Genomic DNA, 16682 nt, shown 5'->3' on the forward strand with positions numbered 1-16682 from the left:
ATGTATCAAGAGTCCAGCAGTGATACCCGCCCGGTTTTGTTGGTGGAGAACCTCACGACATCGTTCAAGACCGCAGAGGGTTGGCGGCCCGTCATCCGCGATATCAATTTCCATGTGAATGCTGGCGAGACGGTTGCCATTGTCGGCGAAAGCGGATCAGGAAAAAGTGTCACCGCGCTTTCCACGATGCGATTGCTGCCGCCTGCAAAATCAAAGTCAGAAGGCCGAATTCTGCTCGATGGGCGCAATCTTCTGCAAGTATCGGAAGCGGAAATGCGTTCGGTGCGCGGCGGCTCCATCGGCATGATCTTTCAGGAACCGATGACATCGCTCAATCCCGTCTTCACGATTGGCAATCAATTGGCCGAGGCTTTGGTGCTTCATCAAAAACTGAGCTGGAAGCAGGCCGAAGAGGAAGCCGTTCGCCTCATGGAGCGCGTTCGCATTCCAGCAGCCCGATCCCGCTTGAAAGAATATCCGCATAAATTTTCCGGTGGCATGCGCCAGCGGGTGATGATTGCGATGGCGCTTGCCTGCCGCCCAAAGCTTCTGATCGCCGACGAACCGACGACAGCGCTGGACGTGACTATTCAGGCCGAAATCCTCCATCTCATTCGTGAATTGCAGCAGGAAGAGAACATGGCCGTTCTCTTCATCACGCATGATATGGGCGTGGTTGCAGAGGTCGCAGATCGCACAGTGGTCATGTTCCGTGGCGATATGGTCGAGACTGGCCGTACGGAAGAACTCTTTGCTGCGCCGAGAGAAATTTACACAAAATCTCTGCTTGCTTCCATTCCCCGGTTGGGAACCATGGGAGACGCAACGGCTCCAAAACGGTTCCCGACAGTCGATCCGAAAACCGGACAAGCTGCCGAGGGCGCGCAGACAAAGCCCCTGCCTGCGGATCGAGCGCCGCTTCTCGAAGCCTCCAATATTGTGGTTCGGTTTGAACTTCCAAACGGTCGCATTCACGCCGTTGAAGATGTTTCTTTCGACCTTCGCCCCGGAGAGACACTGGCACTGGTAGGAGAATCCGGTTGCGGGAAATCGACAACCGGTCGCACGATCATGCGTCTGCTGCAGCCGACATCTGGAAATATCGTCATTGATGGACAGGACGTGACCAGGCTTGGCGCGTCGCAGTTGCGCGAAATGCGGCGCAATGCGCAGATGATTTTCCAGGACCCTTTTGCCTCGCTCAACCCGCGCATCCGCATTGGCGCGGCGATTGCCGAACCCATTCTGGCCCACAAGATGATGGGCAAAGGCGAAGCGAGGGCGCGGGTTGCAGAACTGCTGGAGCAGGTCGGGCTTTCGGCTTCGATTGCAGACCGCTTTCCGCATGAATTTTCAGGGGGGCAAAGACAAAGAATTTCCATCGCGCGCGCTTTGGCGTTGAAGCCAAAGCTGATCGTCGCGGATGAGGCGGTGTCGGCGCTCGATGTTTCGGTCAAGGCTCAAGTGGCGAATCTCCTGCTTGATTTGCAGGAGCAGCATGATCTTGCCTATCTCTTCATCAGCCATGACATGGCTGTCGTGGAACGGATCAGCCACCGCGTGGCAGTGATGTATCTCGGCGAAATTGTCGAGATTGGTCCGCGCGAAGCGATCTTTGGCAACCCCCAGCACCCATATACGCGCCGTCTTATAGAGGCCGTCCCGATTCCCGACCCGGCTTCACGAGGACTGGTGCGCCCGGAACTTGGCGAAGAAATTAAAAGCCCATTGCGACCGCTCGATTATGTTCCGCCGAAACGCAACTATATTGAGGTTTCTCCTGGGCATTTGGTGCAGGATTTCACGGAATGGGGCGGACGCTTATCTGCTGCGTGAATGATAGCGACCTCAATCGTTGAATAAGGAGCATGACATATGAACAACGAAAAACTGATCCGTTACGAGACGGCTGACAATCAGGCAGGCGGTCAGCGCCGCCCTTTTGCAAAAGCGGTTCGGGCCGGCGATTTCGTTTATGTCTCCGGACAGGTGCCAACGCTCAACGGTGAGGTGGTGGTGGGCAATATCGTTGCCCAGACCGAGCAGGTGATCACCAACATCAAGGACGTGCTGGCTCTCGCGGACTGTACTTTGGCTGATGTCGTCAGAGTGAATGTCTGGCTGGATGATGCGCGCGATTTCTCCAGCTTCAATGCTGTGTTCCAAAAGCACTTTATCGACCATCCGCCAGCGCGTTCCACGGTGCAATCGCCATTGATGGTCGACGCCAAGGTGGAAATGGACGTCATCGCCTATAAGCCGTTGGCATAAACGATAGTAATCTTCGGCAAGACAATCTTGATTTGGCTTGCCGAAATATCCGTCAGTTGTGATCCAATACCCGCGACAGGCGCAAGGCAGCCAGCGTGCAGATTGCACCGGATATCAGATACCCGCCGATGAAAATTATCCCAAGGCTGCTTGCAAGGCCAAGAGCGACGAGCGGGGCAAAAGCTGCTCCGACGAGCCAAGCAAGATCCGATGTCAGTGCCGCACCGGTATAGCGATAATACTGCGTGAAACGGGAGGAGACCGCACCAGAAGACTGGCCGAATGTCAGCCCCAATACGCCGAAACCAATCAGGATATAAGCATCTTGTCCCGCGCTGCCCGCATCGAGAAGGAAGGGCGCGGAGAAGCTGAATATCGCGATGATGATGGCGCCGACCATCAATTCGCTGCGTCGTCCGATGCGATCGGCGACAAAGCCCGACAAGATGATGCCGATGACGCCGATTGCAGCGCCAGCTACCTGCACCCAGAGGAAACGTTCTGCCGGCTGCGTTCCTGAAAGGACAACCCAACTGAGTGGAAAAATCGTCACAAGATGGAACATGGCAAAGCTTGCCAGCGGCACGAATGCGCCGAGCAGGACGTCGATGCTATGCTTGCTCAGCATTTCAAACACCGGTCGCGGCTGCAATTCTTGCGCTTCCATCGCCGCGCCGAATTCACTGCTCGCAACGATGCGAAGGCGCGCAAAGAGCGCGACTACATTGATCGCGAAGGCAACGAAGAATGGATAGCGCCAACCCCAAGCGAGAAAGTCTGCTTCGCTGAGATTATGTACGAAATAGGCGAAGAGAATGCTGGCGAGCGCGAAGCCGATGGGCGCTCCCAATTGCGGTATCATTGCGTACCAGCCCCGTTTATTCTGGGGCGCACTCAGGCTGAGCAGCGAAGCCAGACCATCCCAAGCGCCGCCAAGCGCAAAGCCTTGCCCCAACCGGAACAGGGCAAGCAGGAACACGGCCCAATAACCGATCGTCTCATAGCCGGGCAAGAACGCGATAGAAGCGGTTGAGCCACCCAAAATAACGAGGGCGAGCGTGAGTTTTGTTCCTCGTCCGTAATGGCGGTCAATCCACATGAAGATGAAAGAACCGACGGGACGCGCAATGAATGCGAGCGAGAAGACGGCAAATGACATCAATGTCGCCGATACCGCATCAGGCGCGAACGGGAAAATCAGCTTGGGGAAAACCAGAATGGAACCGAGCCCATAAACGAAAAAATCGAAGAATTCGGATGTGCGACCGATGACGACACCGATGGCGACGTTTCCCGGAGACAAGGGTTTTCCGTCGCTGTGGATGCGTCGCGCGTCTTGTTCAAGACCAGTCGATGTCGGCGTGGCGGACGAACTCATGAAACTCTCCGAGGGAAACGTATCATGTGCTTTATGATGTCGCACGGTGGCACGATATCAAGGAACAGGGCAAAAAAAAAGCAGATATAGTTGCTTAAAAGCTCCTTTGCCGTGAAAATTTCATAAACTGAAAAATGGGTCTTCCCGAAATGCGATTGTGCCTTATCATGATTAAAGGAACAGAATGTAGGTCGGGTTTAACATGGACGCATTCTTTAGTTTCATACGAAATACGATACTGGCCTCACTTTTTTTGGGGCTGGCCGGGTGTAATATGGTCGTCATGTCCCCGTCAGGAGACATTGCAGCCCAGCAGCGGGACCTTATCGTCATATCGACGATCCTGATGCTGATCATTATTGTGCCGGTTATTTTCCTCACGCTTTTCTTTGCGTGGCGATACAGGCAATCCAATAGTGCATCTAAATACGATCCTGAATGGCATCATTCCACCGCGCTGGAAGTGGTTATCTGGACCGCGCCCTTGCTCATTATCATTGCATTGGGTGCGATTACATGGGTCAACACGCATAAGCTTGACCCCTTCAGGCCGCTGGACAGAATAGACAGCACACGACCGGTCGAGGCGGGAACAAAGCCGCTGACGGTGGAGGTTGTGGCGCTCGACTGGAAGTGGCTGTTCTTCTATCCGGAGTACGGTGTGGCCACAGTCAACGAGATGGCGGCCCCCGTCGACAGGCCGATTGATTTCAAGATCACCGCCTCGTCTGTAATGAATTCCTTTTATATTCCAGCACTTGCGGGCATGATTTACGCTATGCCCGGAATGCAGACACGACTGCACGCGGTGATCAATAAGGCTGGTGAATATGAAGGTTTCTCATCGAACTACAGCGGTGAAGGCTTTTCACATATGCGCTTCCAGTTTCACGGTCTCGATGATTCCGGCTTCGACACTTGGATCAGTCAGGTCAAGCAGAACGGAACCGCGCTAAACCGCGATACCTATTTGAAGCTCGAAAAGCCCAGTGTCCGGGAGCCCGTTCGGTATTTTGGCGCAGTCGAAAACGGGCTTTTTCAAGCCATATTGAATATGTGTGTTCGTCCCGGCCAGATGTGCATGAGCGACATGATGCACATTGATCGGACGGGTGGTGGTGGCATCGACAGTCGGGAAAACAAGCTCAAGCTTGAACACGACAATCGATATAGCCGTGACCAAGCTCAATCTGCGGCGACAGACGTTCAGACCACTCCGGACACCCATCAGGAACAGGGGCATGACATGCACAACATGCCATGAAGCTGGATCAGTTCGATCGCGTGAAAAAGTTGGGTGTGAAACTACGGTAGAGATTAGACGAGTACTCAGGTCCAAACATTGAAAACGCGATGATCGCGTGAATATAACTTCGGGAATGTTCTATCATGATTGGCGGAAACAGTCCTACGAGTATGATTTTCGGGCGTCTCTCTGTTGAGGCGATACCCTATCACGAACCCATCCTTCTGCTGACCTTCATCGTGGTAGCAATTGGCGGGATCGCCATTGTGGGTTTGATTACCTATTTCAAGCTGTGGGGTTATCTCTGGCACGAGTGGTTCACCAGCGTGGACCACAAGAAGATCGGCATCATGTATGTCGTTCTGGCCTTGGTCATGCTTTTGCGTGGCTTTGCGGATGCGATCATGATGCGTATCCAGCAGGCTATTGCCTTTAATGGTTATGAGGGCTATCTGCCGCCCCATCACTACGATCAGATATTTACCGCCCATGGCGTGATCATGATCTTCTTCATGGCCATGCCATTTGTGACGGGCCTGATGAACTATGTGGTGCCGCTTCAGATCGGCGCGCGGGACGTGTCTTTTCCGTTTCTCAATAATTTCTCATTCTGGATGACGACCGGCGGCGCAATCATTATCATGATGTCGCTTTTTGTTGGAGAGTTTGCCCGCACGGGCTGGCTGGCTTATCCACCCTTGTCCGGTATTGATTACAGTCCCGATGTCGGGGTCGATTATTATATATGGGGCTTGCAGGTTGCGGGGGTCGGCACTACCCTGTCGGGCATCAATTTGATAGCCACAATCGTCAAGATGCGCGCGCCGGGCATGTCGTTCATGAAGATGCCGATATTCACCTGGACGTCTTTGTGCACCAACATTCTCATTGTGGCAACGTTCCCCATTCTCACTGCAACGCTCGCACTGCTATCCCTGGACCGTTATGTAGGGACAAACTTCTTCACCAACGATCTTGGTGGCAATCCGATGATGTATATCAACCTCATCTGGATATGGGGGCACCCGGAAGTCTACATTCTCGTTCTGCCTGCATTCGGCATTTTCTCCGAGGTGGTGGCGACATTCTGCGGCAAGCGCCTGTTCGGTTACGCTTCAATGGTCTATGCGACCTGCGTTATCATGATCCTCTCCTATCTCGTGTGGCTGCATCACTTCTTCACCATGGGGTCGGGCGCGTCTGTCAATGCGTTCTTCGGCATAACGACGATGATCATCTCCATCCCCACGGGCGCGAAGATGTTCAACTGGCTCTTCACGATGTATCGTGGACGCATACGCTATGAAGTGCCAATGCTATGGACGTTGGGATTCATGGTGACATTCGTGATCGGCGGCATGACTGGCGTGATGCTCGCCATTCCACCTGCGGATTTCGTGTTGCATAATTCGCTCTTTCTCATTGCGCATTTTCATAATGTGATTATTGGTGGCGTTGTCTTCGGGCTGATGGCGGGACTGGTCTACTGGTGGCCTAAGGCCTTCGGATACAAGCTCGATCCATTCTGGGGTACCATGAGCTTCTGGTTCTGGCAGATCGGCTTTCTCTTTGCCTTCATGCCGCTCTACGTTCTGGGCCTTAAAGGCGTTACGCGCCGCGTCAGCCAGTTTGAAGATCCATCGTTGCAGATATGGTTTGTTCTGGCTGCCTTTGGAGCGTTTCTGATTGCGCTCGGCATTGCATCCTTTCTCATTCAGCTGGTGGTCAGCTATTTGAAGCGGGAACAACTGCGCGATCTGACTGGCGATCCATGGGGCGGACGGACGCTTGAGTGGTCAACATCATCACCGCCGCCGGACTATAACTTTGCTTTCACCCCTGTCGTGCATGATCACGACAGCTGGTATGACATGAAAAATCGCGGCTACGAGCGCCCGCTTACTGGCTATCGCCCCATCCATATGCCGCTCAATACGGGTGCTGGCGTAGTTCTTGCCGGGTTGAGCGTCGTTCTTGCGGTTGCCTTGATCTGGTACATCTGGTGGCTGGCGATTGTGTCTTTCGTTGCTTTGCTGTTCGCCGCGATCGGGCACACATTCAATTATAAGCGTGACTTCTATATCCCCGCTGAAGCGGTGACGGCGACAGAAGATGCACGTTCAAAACTTCTCGCTGAACAGGTCGCACCATGACAGAAACACATCTGGACCAAACCGAGAAGCCGCAGTTTTATCTGACGGAAGAGCATCATCCGGAAAACAGCACCATGCTGGGCTTCTGGCTCTATCTGATGAGCGACTGCCTGATCTTTGCTGTTCTCTTTGCTACCTATGGCGTGCTTGGTCGCAACTACGCTGCCGGACCGTCGCCGGCAGACCTGTTTGACCTTAATCTGGTGGCTATCAACACTGCAATGCTGCTCCTGTCATCCATCACATATGGTTTCGCCATGTTGCAGATGCAGCGCGATGACAAGACGGCAACGCTGTTCTGGTTGGGCATTACCGGTATTTTCGGCGCATTGTTTCTTGCAATCGAAATTTATGAATTCAGCCATCTTATTCGCGAAGGCGCCGGGCCGGGCCGTTCGGCATTCCTATCCTCATTTTTCACGCTCGTTGGCACCCACGGACTGCACGTCACCTTCGGCATCATCTGGTTGGTCACGCTGATGTTGCAGGTCGTACGTGATGGCCTGATTGTCGAGAACCGCAGACGATTGATGTGCCTTTCGATGTTCTGGCATTTTCTCGACGTTATATGGATTGGCGTATTCTCCTTTGTATATTTGTTGGGAGTTCTGGGATGAGCGTACAAGGCGAGCACCATGGAGCCCAATCGGGCCATCACGACAATCATGGGTCGGGCGCGGATGAAGTCCATGCGACCTTTGGCGGATACATGACGGGTTTTGTCCTGTCGGTTATTCTCACCGCCATCCCATTCTGGCTCGTCATGGGCGATGTCTTCGCCAGCAGGCAGTTGACTGCCATGCTGGTCATGGGCATTGGCGCTGTCCAGATTGTTGTTCACATGGTCTATTTCTTGCACATGAGCCCCCGCTCCGAAGGCGGGTGGACGCTGATGGCGCTGATCTTTACACTCATCATTGTCGGCATCGCACTGGCTGGATCACTTTGGGTTATGCATCACCTCAATGAGAACATGATGCCGATGAGCCCGGAAATGATGAAGAATATGCCTTAGCTGCTTCGTTCGAATGTCATGATCCCGTCGGTGACTTAAGGATTCTATGGGTTTTGTAGGAAGCTGTGGCAATTCCGGCTACATTTGTTGAATATGCCTGCGTAACGAATAAACAGGCGGGAAACAAATGCTGACATTGCGACAAATCGAAGTGATCCGGGCCATCATGGTGACCGGGACGATTGCCGGCGCGGCCAAGCTCTTGAATGTCTCCGCTCCGGGCATCAGCAGGCTGATGAAATATTCGGAAGATTCGCTTGGCATCCGGCTTTTTGATCGTCGTGGCGGGCGCTATGTTCCAACGTCGCAGGCCCGCAACATCTTCGATTTGTTGGATACGGTGCATCGGAAAATCGACGACCTGCAATCGGCTGTTGCAGATTTAAGCAAAGGCAAAGCGCAGGAGCTTTGCGTGGCTTCCGTGCCGAGCATCGCCAATGTCATGGTGCCGCGTGCTGTGGCAAAGGTACGGGAGCGTTACAGCGACCTCATCCTCGACCTGAACATTCTCAAAATCGAAGAAGCCGTTGATTATCTTCTGTTAGGGCGCGGTGAGATCGTTGCAATATCATCGCGCTTCGAGCATCCGCTGATCAAGTTCGAGCCGCTTGCGAAGGGCCGATTGCTTTGCATTGTGCCGGAAGCAAATCCGCTGGCTTCGAGGGAAAAGATAACGCCGGAGGAAATGTCGGAATTTCCGCTGATCGGCATTAATCCGAAAGATCCATATGGAGCAATCATGGCGGCAATGTTCACCAATGCAGGCCTCGATTATCGCATGAATATCAAAGCCCGTTTTGGAACGACCGTGTGCAGTCTGGTGGCGGCAGGGCTCGGCATTGCAATCATCGACGAGTTTACCGTCGCGCATGGCGTGGTACGGGGGCTGAAGAGCATTCCAATTGACGCCGAGAGCGCCTTTCATACTTACATCGCCTACCGCAACGATCTGCCGCTTTCCGTCTACGCCGAACATTTCATTGATGTGTTGCGTCAGGAGATGAATGCTGTGAGTTCATCCAGTCGTAAAGACTGAAGCGTGTGAATTAACATGATGTTATGGATTGCTATTGATTTGGTAGGCGATATTATCTCTACCATTCGCTAAGCTGATCATGGAAGGACGCAAGAACGAGCGCGCAGACCGGGATCAGTACAGAAATGACGCATGACGATAATGCCCGACATTTGAAAGACTTGAAGCCGTTTCCTAATGGAGCAACTCGTCTTTTCCCTGTGGTGGGCGACCCCATTGAACAGGTGCGTTCGCCAGAAATCATGACGGAACTGTTTCGGGCGCGCGGTGAAAATGCGGTTGTTGTTCCATTCCATGTCTCATCATCCGGTCTGTCTGCCGTTTTCAGCACATTAACAGAGGTCGATAACGTCGGCGGCTTGCTGGTGACGATACCGCATAAGCAGCAGGCCTTTCAGCTCTGCACAGGGCTAACGGACAATGCGGTTTGCATTGAGGCGGTCAATGTCGTTCGACGGGTCGAAAATGGTTGGTATGGCGACAATACGGATGGGGTCGGCTTTCTCAACGGGATTGAGCGGGAAGGGTTCGATGTCCAGGGGAAAACTGTGCTTCTCGTCGGGTGCGGCGGTGCGGGAACGGCCATTGGGCTGGAAATGCTGAGGCGGGGTGCCGCCCGCCTCGCTATTCACGATGTTGACGGAGAGAAACGTGATTCTGTGATCCGCAAGCTTGATGCTCGTTATACGGGTAAGGTCGCTATGGGGAGCGACGACCCATCCGGGTTCGATTTGATTGCAAATGCGACACCGATGGGCTTGAAATCGAACGATCCCTTACCGGTAAACGTAACAAAGTTGCGTTCAGAGCAGTTTGCTGCTTGCGTGATTACCAAACCGCACGTATCGCCATTTATTGAGGAAGCTAGAAAACGGGGCTGCCAGACGATGATTGGTGCTGGAATGTTCGATGCGCAGGCGGAGGTCCTGGCGGATTTTCTGACTGGTCAATACGGGCATCTGCACCATAGCGGTCGCGCTCCGTTGCCGACGTCCACGAAAGGGTAGGCTTATCCCTATATCTTGATCTCTATGAACTTAAGGGGAGGAACTAAAATGCATTATCGTAAGAAACTTCTGGCGCTGTCGACGGCGATATTCGCGACTGTTGGAGCTGCACAGGCGGAAGACGTGGTCAAGCTCGGCATGGTGGTCGAACTGTCCGGTCCGGGTGCTCCGGCAGGCACGAACTGGCGCGATGGCATCAAGATCGCAATCGACGAAGTCAATGCTGACGAAGGCATTCTCGGCAAGAAGGTCGAACTGGGTGAATATGATACCCAGACCGATCCGCAGGTCTCGCGCGCATTGGTGCAGAAGGCCATCGACGACGGCGCTTATGCCATTCTCGGCACGATCTATTCCGGCTCAACCATGGTCAATATGCTGGTTGCCCAGCAGAACAGCATTCCGCAATTCGTCGGTTCTGAATCGCCGAGCATTGTCGAAAAGGGCAACCCGTTCGTGTTCCGCACCTCGACCGGCGCTCAGAAGGGCGTTCCAGCACTGACGTCCTACTTCACCGACACGCTGAAGGCGAAGAAGGTCGGTGTCGCGTGGCTCAACAACGAATTCGGCAAGGGTGGCCATGACGTTTTCGTTGAGGAAATGAAGAAGGCGGGGATCGAAATCATTGCCGACGTTGCCTCCGAGCAGGCGCAAACCGATTACGCCGCCGACGTTGCCAAACTGAAGCAGGCCAATCCCGAGGCGATCTTCGTCTACATGAACCAAGAAGAGTCTGCGCGGTTTCTGATCGAAGCCAAGAAGCAGGGCCTGAAAATGCCTCTGGTTGGCGAAGTGACGCTGACGGAAGCCAAGGTGGTTGAGCTTGCCGGTGGTGCGGCTGACGGTGCTATCGCGCATGTCGGCATCACCGCTGCCGCAACCGAGGTGCCGGGTATCGGCGAATTCTCCAAGAAGTTCGAAGAAGCCTACAAGCGCAAGCCAACGCATGACGCGCTCAAGGGCTATGTCGGCGTCTGGACCACCAAATATGTCACCGACATGGTGGGCAAGCTCGACGGGGAAGCATTTGCTGAAAAGATGCATGGTCTTTGCCTGAAGGCGGCTGATTATCCGAAAGTGCTTCTCGACACCTGCTGGGATGACCGCGGAGAAATGTCCCGCCCAAGCTTCATGGTTCAGGTGAAGGACGGTGTGCCGACGGTCATTGGTACTGTTCCGGCAAACTGATCAATCCTTTCAGCAGAGGCGGCGGCCTGGCTGCCGCCTCAGACGGGTAAAGTCATGTCCCAGTTTCTACAGGTTTTGTTATCCGGTCTTGCGACCGGCTCCATTTACGCACTTGTTGCGATTGGTTTCACGCTGGTTTGGCAAGCAGCCCAGACCGTGAACTTCGCTCAGGGTGAATTCGTGATGCTGCCGGCCTTCTTCGTTCTGGCGGCAATGACCATTTTCGGCGTGCCGTTCTGGCCTGCTTTGCTCATCGGGCTTGTGGTCGCCTTGATCGTGCTTGGGCTTCTGTTCAAGAAGCTGATCGTTGAACCCATTCTGCCCCATGGGGGTATCACGCTGATCATCGCAACGATGGTTTTGGGCATCTTGCTGAAAGAGAGCGTGAAAGAGTTCTATTCGGCAGAAGCGCAACCGTTCCCGTCAATGTTCCCGAACGATCCCATTGATGTTTTCGGCGCGGTCCTTTCGCTGCGAGACATGCTCAATCTGGGATTGTCGCTGGGTATTGTCGTTTTGCTGACATTGTTCCTCAACCGGACACGTACGGGGCGCTGCATGCAGGCAACAGCGCAAAATCCGGCGGTGGCTGAAATCCTCGGCGTCAATGTCAAGCGCATGATCCTCTATACGTTTCTGATCAATGCGGCTCTGGCGGCGCTTGCGTCCTATCTGATCAGCCCCGTCTATCTTGCGAAATTCTCCAATGGCGAAACGCTTGGCCTTATCGCCTTCATCGCGGCCATCGTCGGCGGTTTCAACCAGATCCGTGGTGCACTCGTTGGCGGATTGCTGATCGGCGTTCTCGATAATCTCACGGCGGCTTATGTTACTGCGCAATATCGCGCGGCGCTGCCGCTGGTACTGTTGATCGTGATCATCCTCGTGCGGCCACAGGGCATCATGGGCACTTCCGAGGGGAGGACCGTGTGATGACCGCACATAAACGCATTATTTCTATTGCCATATTGTTGCTCTTATCAATGCTCGCACCGATTGGGCAGGGCAACTATATCATCTACGTGCTGACATCCTGGCTGATCTTCTCGATTGCCGCGATGGGGCTTAACCTGACGCTTGGTTATGCAGGTCAGATCTCACTGGCGCAGGCTTCCTTCATGGCGATTGGCGCCTATACGACGGCGCTTCTGACACTGGCCGGATGGCACTGGTTTCTGGCAATGCCGCTCGGCCTCGTCCTGTGTTTCATTGTCGGCCTTGTGCTGGGATATCCAGCCTTGCGCGTCAAAGGACACTTTCTGGCCTTTGTGACGCTTGCCTTCAACACTCTGGTCTTTCTGGTGTTGCGCAACGAAGAATGGTTGACCGGCGGGAATTACGGTCTTGTCGGCATGCCGCGTCCTGATCTTGGTCTTTTCGCAACGACCAAGCAGATGCCATTCTACTATTTTACGCTTGGCGTGACGATCATAGCCGCGTTGATCATGTGGGGTATTGTGCGTTCCCCTTGGGGACGCGCCTTTAAAGCTCTGCGCGAGAACCCGATCCGCGCTGAAAGCCTTGGCGTTGATACACGTCGCATCACGCTTCTGGCGTTTGCCATCGGCTCGGTCTATGGCGGGCTTGCCGGATCACTGATCACACCGCTGGTTCAGTTTATCGAGCCGGGTTCCTTTGGTCTCGTCCATTCACTGCGCATTTTGCTGATGGTCGTTGTGGGTGGCGCAGGCTTCTTCTTCGGCCCCTTCATCGGAGCCGCAGTCGTTATTCTGCTGCCGGAAGTACTTCGCTTCACCGAAGGCTACTATCTGATCATTTACTCGGTACTTGTGATTGTCATGCTGGTCTTCGTGCCTTCGGGTTTGATCGGAGTGTGGGGCAAGTTCCGCGAAAAATTCTGGCCGAAGCGTCAGGTGCGCGGTGACATGAGCGAAGGAGCGCGGCTGAAATGAGCAGTCCTGTACTTTCCATACGCAATATCGAGAAGCGTTTCGGCGGCATTCACGCCGTTCGCGATGTGTCCTTCGACGTCAATCAGGGCGAGATACTCGGACTGATCGGACCGAACGGCTCCGGCAAGTCGACGCTGTTCAATTGCATTCTTGGCCAGCTTCAGCCCAATGGCGGTGAAGTGCAGGTCAATGGCAAGAACGTTTCCGGCATGCGGGCATCCGACCTCAGCAAGCTTGGCGTCGGACGCACTTTCCAGCAGCTTTCCGTCTTCCCGAAGATGTCCGTGCTTGAGAACATCATTCTGGCAGGTCAGGAACACAAGGGAACCATGGTTTCCCGGCTGTTTGGACCGGGCGATGCCGGACTGACCGAAGAAGCGGAACAGATGATTTCGTTCTTCCGTCTCAACCATCTGCGTGATGAATTGGCGGGGTCGCTTTCTTATGGCCAGCAAAAGCTGGTCGATGCGGCGATGGCTTTCATGGCAGGCCCTAGTCTTGTTCTGCTCGATGAACCGGCTGGCGGCGTCAATCTGACGATGCTTGCCAATCTCAAAGATCGTTTGGTCGCCTATAATGCCGAACATGGAACGACTTTCGTGGTCATCGAACACAATATGGAGTTCGTCATGAGCCTTTGCACGCGCATTATTGTGCTGGCGGAAGGCCGTATCATTGCTGAAGGCAAACCCGAAGAAATCCGGGCAAACCAGATGGTTATCGACGCTTATCTGGGAGGATGACATATGCTTGAACTCAAAGACCTTCACGGCGGCTATGGCAAGATCACCATTTTGAACGGCGTGTCTTTCTCCATTCCAAAGGGCACCATCACGACCGTGATTGGGCCTAATGGAGCCGGTAAATCGACCGTATTCAAGGCGATCTTTGGCCTCCTGAACATCCATTCGGGGCAAATCCTGCTGGACGGAAAAGACGTCACCCGCAATACGCCGCGCCAGATGATCGCCAACGGCGTGACCTATGTGCCGCAAGGGCGCAATGTCGTGCCGCAGCTTTCCGTCTACCACAATCTTGAACTTGGGGGCATCACATCGCCCGATCCTGCCAAGGTCCGCGCCCGTATCGAACAGGTCATGGACCAGTTTCCTATGCTGCGACAGTTCCGTGATCGCAAGGCAGTCGAGCTGTCCGGCGGCCAACAGAAGCAGTTGGAGGTCGCCCGTGCTCTTTTGCTTGATCCCAAACTCATTTTGATCGATGAGCCGTCCATCGGTCTGTCACCCAATCTCGTTCAAGAGGTGTTTCAAACACTCATTCGCCTGCGTGATCAGGGCGTCACCATCCTGATGGTCGAGCAGAACGCCAAGGCAGCACTTGCCATGTCGGATTACGGTCTGGTTCTCGAGCTCGGGCAAACGCGGATGCACGACGAAGCCGCAAAGCTTCTAGCAGACCCGCGCGTGGGGCAGCTGTTCCTTGGCGGACATGTCGAGCTTGATAATCCAAAAGCGCCGATAGTAGCACCAACCCTTTAAACGCGGATATACGGTAAACCGGACCAGGAGAGTCTCTCATGAAAACTTCGATAGCAACGGTTTCGATCAGTGGTGATCTGCCACAGAAACTCGAAGCCATTGCCAAAGCTGGCTTCGACGGTGTCGAGATTTTCGAGAACGACTTTCTCACCTTTGACGAAAGTCCGCGTCAGGTGGGACGTATGGCACGCGATCTGGGACTGGAAATCACTCTGTTCCAGCCGTTCCGCGATTTTGAAGGCATGCCTGAAGCATTGCGCAGCCGTACGTTCGACCGGGCCGAGCGCAAGTTCGATCTGATGCAGGAACTTGGTACAGACCTCGTACTGGTGTGCTCGAATATATCGCCGGTTGCTATGGGTGGGATTGATCGGGCAGCCGATGATTTCCGCGAGCTTGGCGAACGTGCCGCCCGCCGCGATTTGCGCGTGGGTTACGAGGCGCTTGCCTGGGGTCGCCACATTAATGATCATCGCGATGCCTGGGAGATTGTGCGTCGCGCTGATCATCCCAATGTTGGCCTGATCCTTGATAGTTTCCACACGCTGGCGCGCAAGATCGACGTGAATTCGATACGCTCCATTCCAAAGGAAAAACTCTTCATCGTTCAGATGGCCGACGCGCCGCTGATCGATATGGATCTGCTCTACTGGAGCCGTCATTATCGCAACATGCCGGGCGAGGGCGATTTGCCGGTTCTGGATTTCATGCGCGCCGTGGCCGCCACCGGTTATGACGGCTATTTCTCGCTGGAGATTTTCAATGATCAGTTCCGAGGCGGATTGCCCGCGTCTATCGCCGCCGATGGCCGTCGCTCGCTAATCTATCTCGGCGATCAGGTCCGTCGTGTGGAGCCGGAAAACCGGCTGACGGTGACCGAAATGCCCGCGAGAGCCAAAGTGGATCGGGTTGGGTTCATCGAATTTACCGCGCATGCCGAAAGTGCCGATAAACTAGCATCGGTGCTCGGCGCTTTGGGTTTTCAGCTCGCGGGCAAGCATCGTAGCAAGGACGTCGTGCTCTATCGTCAAGGCGACATCAATCTGGTCGTCAACACTGATATACGCGGCTTCGCAAGCTCCGCTTATGCGGTGCACGGGACAACAGCCTATGCCATGGGCCTCGTTGTCGATGATGCTGCGGCGGCGCAAGCACGCGCGATTGCCTTGGGCGCAGAGCCATTCGAACAGCCGCTCGATCCGGGCGAAATTGGCATGCCAGCAATACGCGGTGTTGGGGGCGGTCTTATTTATTTCCTTGATGAAAAGACCGATCTTGCCCGTATCTTCGACATTGAGTTCGAACCTGTCGCGGAGACCAGCAACTTCCAGGGCGTGGGCCTCACCCATATCGACCATGTGGCGCAGACGATGAAGTTCGACGAACTTCTGACCTGGCTTTTGTTCTATACATCCCTCACGGAATCGCGAAAATCGCCTATGGTCGACATTGTCGATCCGGCTGGTGTCGTGCGCAGTCAGGTCGTTGAAAATGACAGCGGATCGCTGCGCATCACGCTCAATGGCGCTGAAAACCGGCGCACACTGGCTGGCCGCTTCATTGCCGAAACCTTTGGTTCCGGCATTCAGCATCTGGCCTTCGCGACCGACGATATCTTTGCAACCGCTGCCGCGCTAAAAGCCAACGGTTTCCACACGCTGGAGATTTCGCCCAACTACTATGACGATCTTGAAGCGCGACTTGGGCTTGATCCGGATTTTACGGACCAGTTGAAAGCAGCCAATGTTCTTTATGATCGCGATGAAACCGGCGAATATTTTCAATTGTACAGTCCGACAGACGATCAGGGCTTCTTCTTCGAAGTCGTGCAACGGCGTGGCTACAAGGGTTATGGGGCCGTGAACGCCATCTTCCGTATCGCGGCTCTGAGGCGCTATCTCAGGCCCGAGGGCATGCCAAAAATGGTGCTTTAAGGCAAATCCCGACACGACCACGATCCGCTGCCTAATATTTCA

The 16682-nt window shown here is 54.3% G+C and carries 15 protein-coding genes; 14 read left to right on the forward strand and 1 reads right to left on the reverse strand.

The genetic code is table 11. The annotated features are described in order from the left end of the window. Together D8666_RS11075 and D8666_RS11080 are read left to right on the forward strand one after the other, a co-directional pair. Complete coding sequence (locus D8666_RS11075) at nt 1–1836, forward strand: ABC transporter ATP-binding protein (RefSeq protein WP_121537863.1); 1836 nt, start codon at nt 1–3, stop codon at nt 1834–1836. A gap of 39 nt (nt 1837–1875) precedes the next feature. Further along, a complete protein-coding gene (locus D8666_RS11080; protein ID WP_109366004.1) occupies nt 1876–2271 on the forward strand; it encodes a RidA family protein in 396 nt (131 codons plus the stop codon). A gap of 52 nt (nt 2272–2323) precedes the next feature. Here the strand turns inward: D8666_RS11080 and D8666_RS11085 are convergent, their stop codons facing one another. Continuing rightward, nucleotides 2324–3649 carry an MFS transporter gene (locus D8666_RS11085; RefSeq protein ID WP_109366003.1) on the reverse strand — a complete coding sequence of 442 codons (1326 nt, stop codon included), beginning with the start codon at nt 3647–3649 and terminating at the stop codon, nt 2324–2326. 202 nt (nt 3650–3851) lie between these two features. On the opposite strand from D8666_RS11085, the gene cyoA reads away from it, so the two are divergent. The 12 genes from cyoA to D8666_RS11145 all read left to right on the forward strand — a co-directional run bounded on the left by cyoA (nt 3852) and on the right by D8666_RS11145 (nt 16640). After that, a complete protein-coding gene (gene cyoA / locus D8666_RS11090; protein ID WP_109366002.1) occupies nt 3852–4913 on the forward strand; it encodes a ubiquinol oxidase subunit II in 1062 nt (353 codons plus the stop codon). Nucleotides 4914–5038: 125 nt separating this feature from the next. After that, complete coding sequence (gene cyoB, locus D8666_RS11095; protein ID WP_109366001.1) at nt 5039–7048, forward strand: cytochrome o ubiquinol oxidase subunit I; 2010 nt, start codon at nt 5039–5041, stop codon at nt 7046–7048. Then, nucleotides 7045–7665: a cytochrome o ubiquinol oxidase subunit III gene (gene cyoC / locus D8666_RS11100; RefSeq protein ID WP_121537865.1), complete on the forward strand. Its 621-nt coding sequence runs from the start codon at nt 7045–7047 to the stop codon at nt 7663–7665. The genes cyoB and cyoC overlap by 4 nt, the downstream gene beginning before the upstream one ends. Beyond that, nucleotides 7662–8063: a cytochrome o ubiquinol oxidase subunit IV gene (cyoD, locus tag D8666_RS11105; protein ID WP_109365999.1), complete on the forward strand. Its 402-nt coding sequence runs from the start codon at nt 7662–7664 to the stop codon at nt 8061–8063. Before cyoC ends, cyoD begins: the two co-directional genes overlap by 4 nt. Nucleotides 8064–8190: 127 nt before the next feature. Next, on the forward strand, nt 8191–9099 hold the full coding sequence (locus tag D8666_RS11110) for a LysR family transcriptional regulator (RefSeq protein ID WP_121537867.1): 909 nt from the start codon (nt 8191–8193) through the stop codon (nt 9097–9099). A 125-nt stretch (nt 9100–9224) separates the two neighbouring features. After that, nucleotides 9225–10106: a shikimate dehydrogenase family protein gene (locus D8666_RS11115; RefSeq protein WP_121537869.1), complete on the forward strand. Its 882-nt coding sequence runs from the start codon at nt 9225–9227 to the stop codon at nt 10104–10106. Nucleotides 10107–10154: 48 nt separating this feature from the next. After that, nucleotides 10155–11294: an ABC transporter substrate-binding protein gene (locus D8666_RS11120; protein ID WP_121537871.1), complete on the forward strand. Its 1140-nt coding sequence runs from the start codon at nt 10155–10157 to the stop codon at nt 11292–11294. Nucleotides 11295–11348: 54 nt separating this feature from the next. Next, nucleotides 11349–12227: a branched-chain amino acid ABC transporter permease gene (locus D8666_RS11125; RefSeq protein WP_109365995.1), complete on the forward strand. Its 879-nt coding sequence runs from the start codon at nt 11349–11351 to the stop codon at nt 12225–12227. Further along, entirely contained in the window at nt 12227–13207 is a 981-nt protein-coding gene (locus D8666_RS11130) for a branched-chain amino acid ABC transporter permease (protein WP_109365994.1), read from the forward strand. The genes D8666_RS11125 and D8666_RS11130 overlap by 1 nt, the downstream gene beginning before the upstream one ends. Beyond that, the gene (locus tag D8666_RS11135; RefSeq protein WP_109365993.1) at nt 13204–13950 is read left to right on the forward strand and encodes an ABC transporter ATP-binding protein; all 747 of its coding nucleotides are present in this window, start codon (nt 13204–13206) and stop codon (nt 13948–13950) included. The genes D8666_RS11130 and D8666_RS11135 overlap by 4 nt, the downstream gene beginning before the upstream one ends. A gap of 3 nt (nt 13951–13953) precedes the next feature. Then, the gene (locus D8666_RS11140; RefSeq protein ID WP_109365992.1) at nt 13954–14706 is read left to right on the forward strand and encodes an ABC transporter ATP-binding protein; all 753 of its coding nucleotides are present in this window, start codon (nt 13954–13956) and stop codon (nt 14704–14706) included. 38 nt (nt 14707–14744) lie between these two features. Then, the gene (locus D8666_RS11145) at nt 14745–16640 is read left to right on the forward strand and encodes a bifunctional sugar phosphate isomerase/epimerase/4-hydroxyphenylpyruvate dioxygenase family protein (RefSeq protein WP_121537873.1); all 1896 of its coding nucleotides are present in this window, start codon (nt 14745–14747) and stop codon (nt 16638–16640) included. Nucleotides 16641–16682: the final 42 nt, after the last annotated feature.

Source organism: Ochrobactrum soli, from assembly GCF_003664555.1.
Lineage (GTDB): Bacteria > Pseudomonadota > Alphaproteobacteria > Rhizobiales > Rhizobiaceae > Brucella > Brucella teleogrylli.

Excerpts from the sequence above, each read along its gene's own strand:
- D8666_RS11145 (WP_121537873.1), top strand. The coding sequence starts at position 14,745 with ATGAAAACTTCGATAGCAACGGTTTCGATCAGTGGTGATCTGCCACAG.
- D8666_RS11125 (WP_109365995.1), top strand. The coding sequence starts at position 11,349 with ATGTCCCAGTTTCTACAGGTTTTGTTATCCGGTCTTGCGACCGGCTCC.
- D8666_RS11140 (WP_109365992.1), top strand. The coding sequence starts at position 13,954 with ATGCTTGAACTCAAAGACCTTCACGGCGGCTATGGCAAGATCACCATT.
- cyoA (WP_109366002.1), top strand. The coding sequence starts at position 3,852 with ATGGACGCATTCTTTAGTTTCATACGAAATACGATACTGGCCTCACTT.
- D8666_RS11080 (WP_109366004.1), top strand. The coding sequence starts at position 1,876 with ATGAACAACGAAAAACTGATCCGTTACGAGACGGCTGACAATCAGGCA.
- cyoD (WP_109365999.1), top strand. The coding sequence starts at position 7,662 with ATGAGCGTACAAGGCGAGCACCATGGAGCCCAATCGGGCCATCACGAC.
- D8666_RS11085 (WP_109366003.1), bottom strand. The coding sequence starts at position 3,649 with ATGAGTTCGTCCGCCACGCCGACATCGACTGGTCTTGAACAAGACGCG.
- D8666_RS11135 (WP_109365993.1), top strand. The coding sequence starts at position 13,204 with ATGAGCAGTCCTGTACTTTCCATACGCAATATCGAGAAGCGTTTCGGC.
- D8666_RS11110 (WP_121537867.1), top strand. The coding sequence starts at position 8,191 with ATGCTGACATTGCGACAAATCGAAGTGATCCGGGCCATCATGGTGACC.
- D8666_RS11130 (WP_109365994.1), top strand. The coding sequence starts at position 12,227 with ATGACCGCACATAAACGCATTATTTCTATTGCCATATTGTTGCTCTTA.
- cyoC (WP_121537865.1), top strand. The coding sequence starts at position 7,045 with ATGACAGAAACACATCTGGACCAAACCGAGAAGCCGCAGTTTTATCTG.
- D8666_RS11075 (WP_121537863.1), top strand. The coding sequence starts at position 1 with ATGTATCAAGAGTCCAGCAGTGATACCCGCCCGGTTTTGTTGGTGGAG.
- D8666_RS11120 (WP_121537871.1), top strand. The coding sequence starts at position 10,155 with ATGCATTATCGTAAGAAACTTCTGGCGCTGTCGACGGCGATATTCGCG.
- cyoB (WP_109366001.1), top strand. The coding sequence starts at position 5,039 with ATGATTGGCGGAAACAGTCCTACGAGTATGATTTTCGGGCGTCTCTCT.
- D8666_RS11115 (WP_121537869.1), top strand. The coding sequence starts at position 9,225 with ATGACGCATGACGATAATGCCCGACATTTGAAAGACTTGAAGCCGTTT.